This is a genomic window from Mesotoga sp. HF07.pep.5.2.highcov (genome assembly GCF_003666285.1).
Classification (GTDB): domain Bacteria; phylum Thermotogota; class Thermotogae; order Petrotogales; family Kosmotogaceae; genus Mesotoga; species Mesotoga prima.
The window spans coordinates 1-6,053 of the sequence record NZ_JFHJ01000265.1; the positions used below are offsets into that span (position 1 = coordinate 1).

The following is a 6,053-nucleotide window of genomic DNA, read 5'->3' on the forward strand; positions in this document are numbered from 1 at the left end:
GCAGTGAATGTGTACTCTGCGTCTTCGCTGACGAGAGTCTCACCCACGAACCAGCCGTCGAAGTCGTAACAGTCCGAAGGAGTAGCTACTACTGTCACTTCGGTTCCGCAATCGTAAGTGCCGCCTCCGCTGACTACTCCGCCCTCTTCAGGCTCGGCAGTAACGGTGACTTCGAACGTCTTAAGCGTGAAGACTGCTACCAGGTCGACATCGGCTTCGGCAGTAAATGTGTACTCTGCATCTTCGCTGACGAGAGTCTCGCCCACGAACCAGCCGTCGAAGTCGTAACAGTCTTCAGGAGTGGCGACTACGGTGACTTCACTGCCACAATCGTAAGTGCCGCCTCCGCTGACTACTCCGCCCTCTTCAGGCTCGGCAGTAACGGTGACTTCGAACGTCTTAAGCGTGAACTTAGCCACCAGATCGACGTCTTCTGTGACTGTAAAGGTGTACTCTGCATCTTCGCTGACGAGAATATCACCCACGAACCAGCCGTCGAAGTCGTAACAGTCTGCAGGAGTGGCCACTACCGTGGCTTCAGTTCCATAAACATACACGCCGCCACCAGCAGCCGTCCCGCCTTCTTCAGGTGTGACGCTAACAGTAACAGTGTACTCCTGGCGGAAGTGAGCTACGAAAGCTCTGTTAGCATTGACAACAAATTCGAGCGGATTGTCTGAACCGATGGAGACTCCGTCCTCAGTCCACTCAACGAACTTGAATCCCTCAGCAGCTACAGCTGTCAGTGAAGCTGTGTCGCCAAAAAGATATGAACCGGCACCTGTTACAGTGCCACCATTTTCAGGGTCAACCGAAGCTTCTATATTGAAAGATTTCTTAGCAAAAAAAGCAGTCGCCAATATGGAATCTTTCAACTTGATTTCTTTAACGCTTTCGTTAAAGCTTCCCAGACCCTCAACTTCCCATTTCTCGAAATCATAGCCTTCTGCTGGCGTCGCTGTAAGTGTCACAGTAGTCCCATACTTGAAAACGTGGGCACCTACATCAGGATCAGTTTCCCCTAAGCCCTGGATAGCCACAGTAAGAGTTACGTCAATCTTTTTTAGACATCCAGTCAGGAGAAAAGCAAGGCCAATAAACAGAATAAGAATCAGGAGAACACGAGACCGTCTTGCCACCTTGAACACCCCCTAAGAAGCGTTTGTTTGTAACGGTTTATATTTCTAGAACAACATCAAAAACATCGTTAGAGCATTCCGGACTATGAACCACAAACGCACAAAAGCACCACTCTGATTTTATCACGTTTACAGAATCCATGTCAAATAAATAACCTCTCTCAAAAAGCCGACAGAGATTCCTTATCAAATTGATGCAGCAAGGATCTTGAGAAATATTATACACTCTAGACTGCCAAATACCAAATGAGTTGGCATACACCTTCCGTTTTCTTAAGCAATGAGAGGCATTGTCTTCTGATTTTGCTTTGATTACAGCAGGTTGTATTGCCCGAGTGGTATAATCTTAGGAATCTAAAAGCGACAATCTTTATGTGGTTAACGGGGTGAATGTATGAAGCAAACTCTACTTCTTATAGTCTTTATCCTAATTTGCGTTTCGGCAACCGCTTCGGTGATTATTGATTTTTTCGGAGTTCCCACCTGTCAGGAGTGCTTCGAGGCCGAGATGATGATAGACAGTCTCAGATACGAAGTGGAAGAAGAGGTGATTCTGAACAAGTATTTGCTTAACGAATCGAAGAATCAGGAACTCAAGTTGAAATACACAAAAGTTTACAACGTCCCTGACAGCGAGGCAGATCTAGTTCCGCTTATTTTTATAGGCAAGGACGCCTTCACCCCATTGAACCTCGATCCTATGACGGTTCTTGACAGTATGTTGAATTACTCGTCAGAAGAACGGGAGAAGAAGCAGCGAGAGATAGACGAACTCGAGGAAGACGTGAGTCAGGTTTTGACGGAAAGATACAGCCAGTTCAGTCTCTTTGTCGTTCTCGGCGCCGGCCTTATCGACGGGATAAACCCCTGTGCCTTTGTAGTCCTTATATTTCTGGTTTCGTACCTTTATTATGTAGGAAGGGGAAGAAACGAGATTCTTGTCGCCGGCCTGTTCTTCGCTATCGGTATATTCGCCGCTTATCTGGCAATGGGGACGGGGCTTCTCGGCGCCGTGGGTTACATCGACAGCGTTTCACGTCTCTTTCAGATTGTATTCTATCCAGCGATGACGGTCTTCACCGCAGTTCTTGCCGTTCTCTCCGTTGTTGACTTCTACAGAATGCGGTACAAAGGCAAGAAAGCTGTGCTAGAGCTATCTAAAGGCCTGAAACGCAAGACTCACGAGATAATCCGAAAGAACGCGAAAGTCAAGACGATCTGGATCGCCTCGCTCGTAACCGGAATACTGGTTTCGTTTGTGGAGTTCATGTGCACGGGCCAGATATATCTCCCGACGATAGTGTACGTAATAAACAGCGCTGGAGTCTCGGCACGGGCGCTGGGCTTTTTGATCGTATATAATCTAGGCTTCACGGTTCCAATTATCGCGATTACTCTCATTGCTTATTTCAGCTCATCAACAAAGAAGATACAGGAATACATGACATCGACGAACGCCGCGGCGAAGATAAAGCTTTTAATGGGTGCTCTCTTCACAGTCTTCTTCGTGATTATGCTTAACATTACGCTAAGGACATTCAGGGTGATGTAGCCTCTGTCTATCTATGGAATAGAGAAGCCCCCGATGATGTACCGGGGGCTTCTCAATGAGTGTTGCTTTCTACTTGATTTTATGAATCATGAGTGTGGTCGGAAAACGCTTCAGTTTTTATATAAGCGCTTATTAACAGTTGTTGTTCCTCCAAGAGTTACAACAACATTCTCCGTTTCAGCGGTAGTGTATCCCGATTTTTCAAATCTAACTGTATATGTTCCCGGTGGGACGTCAATAGCATAAATACCAATTCCATTAGTAACGGTGGTGTCTACAACATCGCTTTCGTCCAGAACGGTTACTGTGACGCCACCGACAGGGGGTACACCCCACCTAGATTCCCACACATATCCTTCTATTTTTCCAGTGAGTTTTGTGAGGTCCACGTCAAGAGTTATCTCTTCACCATTGGTCACCGAAGCCACATCCTCAGTCTCTGAAGCGTAGCCGGTCTTTTCAAATGTTACAGTATAATCTGCTCCAGCCGGAACCTCGATACTGTACCTTCCTGAATATGGAGTGATTCCAACCCACTCTATTGCAGTTGTGGCTGTTCCAAGAACATTGTCATAACTGTCCTTAACAGTAACTAGAACTCCGTTAAGAGCTGAACTGCCGGATTTCACAGTACCCTTAATCGTACCTTTCTTGAGCATTTCGAATGATACTGTCAACGGTGCTCCTACGAACGTGAACTCGCCTTCATAGTCCTCGTATGAGGTCTTTACTGCTGTGAACCAGTAATTGCCATCTGGAAGGACTATGATCGCCTTGCCTTCGGAATCTGTTGTGACGGTTCCCGCAACTATCGAGCGAGCGGCATCGGAGTAGATTGTAATTTCTACGTCCTTAAGCGGTCCCGATCCGGTCACCTCAAATGTAACTACTGCCCCCAGCTCCATATTCTTGACGGAAAGTCCCGCTATGAAGATCGCATTACCGGTCTTTGTCTCATAGCCATCTTTCGAGAACTTCATAACGTGGACCCCGACGCCGCCAAGCGGACCCGGTAGTAAGGGTTCGATTCCGGTAATATTGTATAGTCCAAGGCAGCACGTCGTAGCTTCGGGAGAACCCTCGGCAGTAAGTACCTTCACAGAAGCGTCGCAGAGAAGGCAGCATTTGGAGTCTGTCACAAGACCTCCAACGATCCCGGGGTTTGGTACCATGGATACAGGTCCAAGGTCTTTGCTCTCTTGAATGGTGACTTCGACTGTTTTGTCCTTATAACCGCAGGCTTCAAACAGCAGAGTGTAACTGCCGGGTGGGAGGCATGTTGAGAAACTCCCATCGCAGGATGATTCTAGCTGTTCTATCTCCTGTTCATCGGCATCTTTCACCGTGATCTTCACAAAAGGAAACGGGAGGTTTTTCGGTAGTTCGGTCGGTACAACACTCTCGATGATGCGTACCAGAATATCCTCAAGCCACTCAGGCATTGAGATTTCCTCAGGCAAGAAGCCGTTTATTATAGCTATTAACTGCAGAGCGATTTCCCGGGGACTAATATCTGCAAGAATCATATCCAGAGGTCTGATAGTACCAATAAGCGGTATCTGGATCTCCTCAAGGGCGTCGACCAGTTTCTCAGGATCATCGAGAACTCCTTCCATGAAGTTTTTGAACCATTCCCAAACTTCATCACTAAAAGGCCAATAGCTCTCCAAGTAATCCAGCAACAACTCCAAGACGTCAGTAGCTAGTTCGGGATAGAGTCTCAAGATATTCCTCAATATCAAAGCATAGTCGAGGTCGACCACGACTCTTCCCGACAGGAAAACCTGCTCAAAGTTTGCAACAAGATCTCTGCTTTTGCCGATAGTAAACTGATACTCTGGACTCGTTGACACTTCCAACCCGTTTTCAGTCCAGTTTACAAATCTGTAGCAGCCTGTAGGTGTAGCCTGAACGGTCACACTTTCTCCACAAAGGTACGTGCCGTTTCCATCGACGATTCCGCCTTCAGTGGGGGAAGCTGTTACAGAGACGTCGAACTGCTTCTTTGTGAACACAGCGGTCAGAGCTTCGGTCTTCTTTACCGTGAAACTATAAGGGTTCTGAGCCGTTGTAGCGTCTCCGGTAAGCCAGTATGCAAAGTTATAACACTCCGTCGGTGTAGCCTGCACAGTCGCCTCTTCTCCACATAGATATGTCGCATCGGCAGTCAGTTCCAAAGCCCCTTCGGTCGGGGAGGCATCCAGAGTTACCTGGAACTGCTTCCTGATAAAGACAGCCACGATTGTTGCATCATGCGTTATCATATAGTCGACCATGGGATTATCATGCTTATCCATGCTCCTCCGCCATCTTCCATTTGCCACTCGAGGAACTCGTAGCAACTGAAATGATCGATGTCCTCCAGAGAGAACATCGAAGGCATTACACCGGTCGGTGTTGCCGTCAGTGTGATAGGAGTACCGCATTCATGGATACCGCTGTGATCTGAGTACTCCCCGGCTCCTGAAGGAGTCGCGGACATCGTCACTTTGTAATGCAGTTTTTCGAACACGGCTACAAGCGTTATGTTTTTTGTCAGTATGAATGTGTAAGGGTTGTCTGACGATAGGAAATTTCCTTCGTCGTCCTGCCACTCTTTGAATTCCCAGCAGGCCAAAGCAGTAGCTTCTACGGTGATTTCAGTACCAGCTTTTATGTAGCTTTGCGAATCGCCAGCTTCACCTTCGCCTTCCACGTAAACGTCGATATCGAGGAACCCATCAAAGAAAACAGTACCGGTTGCCTCGTTGCAGCAGAGGTCGTATGCTGCTATCCAGGCCTTTAGGGGTTCTTCTGGGTCTTCAAGATACCACTTGACTGTCTTTGTCCATGATTTGCTCTTCTGGAATGCAGTCCAGGGTTCTGGAGGTATGAATGAGATCAGTTCAAGTTCGAAGGTTTCTAACAAGGGCTTCTGGAAGCTTCCCTGATTGACCCAGACATTCACGAAGTCAAAGCAGTTGTCTGTCGCTTCCCATGTCAGTTCAACGTATGGTATCTCTCCTTCGAACATGAGTTCGCTTATTGAGAACTCTTCTATTACTGGCGGTACCGTATCGGTATTGCCTATTTCCATACCCCATGGTTCAGACATGTTGCCTGCAGAGTCCCAGCCGACTATCGTTGCTACGAGTGTCTCGCAATCGAGATTTCCAAAGCACCAGGTTATCTCTCCGCTGTAATCTGGACCTTCACATATGCATGTGTCGATGAATATGTTTGCAAAGTCCTTTCCTGTATTCACGTCTGGATGGCTGAAGAAGATCTTTCCTATATCCCATGATCCGCAGTCGCCAGTCCCACACGTCATGCACCTGTCGTAACCAGTCCAGCTTATCGTTACGCAGGTTTCGTCTGAACAC

At 47.5% G+C, this 6,053-nt stretch carries 4 protein-coding genes; 1 reads left to right on the top strand and 3 read right to left on the bottom strand.

Annotation, left to right across the window (positions count from 1 at the left end; all coding sequences use genetic code 11):
- Positions 1–1,139 (bottom strand): InlB B-repeat-containing protein (locus BG32_RS05430; protein ID WP_183084293.1); only part of this gene is annotated, 1,139 nt, incomplete at its 3' end.
- 394 nt (positions 1,140–1,533) lie between these two features.
- Between BG32_RS05430 and BG32_RS05435 the strand changes: the two genes are divergently transcribed.
- Positions 1,534–2,691, top strand: coding sequence for a cytochrome c biogenesis CcdA family protein (locus BG32_RS05435; protein WP_121526534.1), 1,158 nt, complete (start codon positions 1,534–1,536; stop codon positions 2,689–2,691).
- Between the two features lie 110 nt (positions 2,692–2,801).
- Here the strand turns inward: BG32_RS05435 and BG32_RS05440 are convergent, their stop codons facing one another.
- Both BG32_RS05440 and BG32_RS15545 read right to left on the bottom strand, forming a co-directional pair.
- Complete coding sequence (locus BG32_RS05440) at positions 2,802–4,988, bottom strand: carboxypeptidase regulatory-like domain-containing protein (protein WP_183084294.1); 2,187 nt, start codon at positions 4,986–4,988, stop codon at positions 2,802–2,804.
- The coding region (locus BG32_RS15545) for an InlB B-repeat-containing protein (RefSeq protein ID WP_183084295.1) at positions 4,952–6,053 on the bottom strand (1,102 nt) is incomplete at its 5' end. The genes BG32_RS15545 and BG32_RS05440, both read right to left, overlap by 37 nt.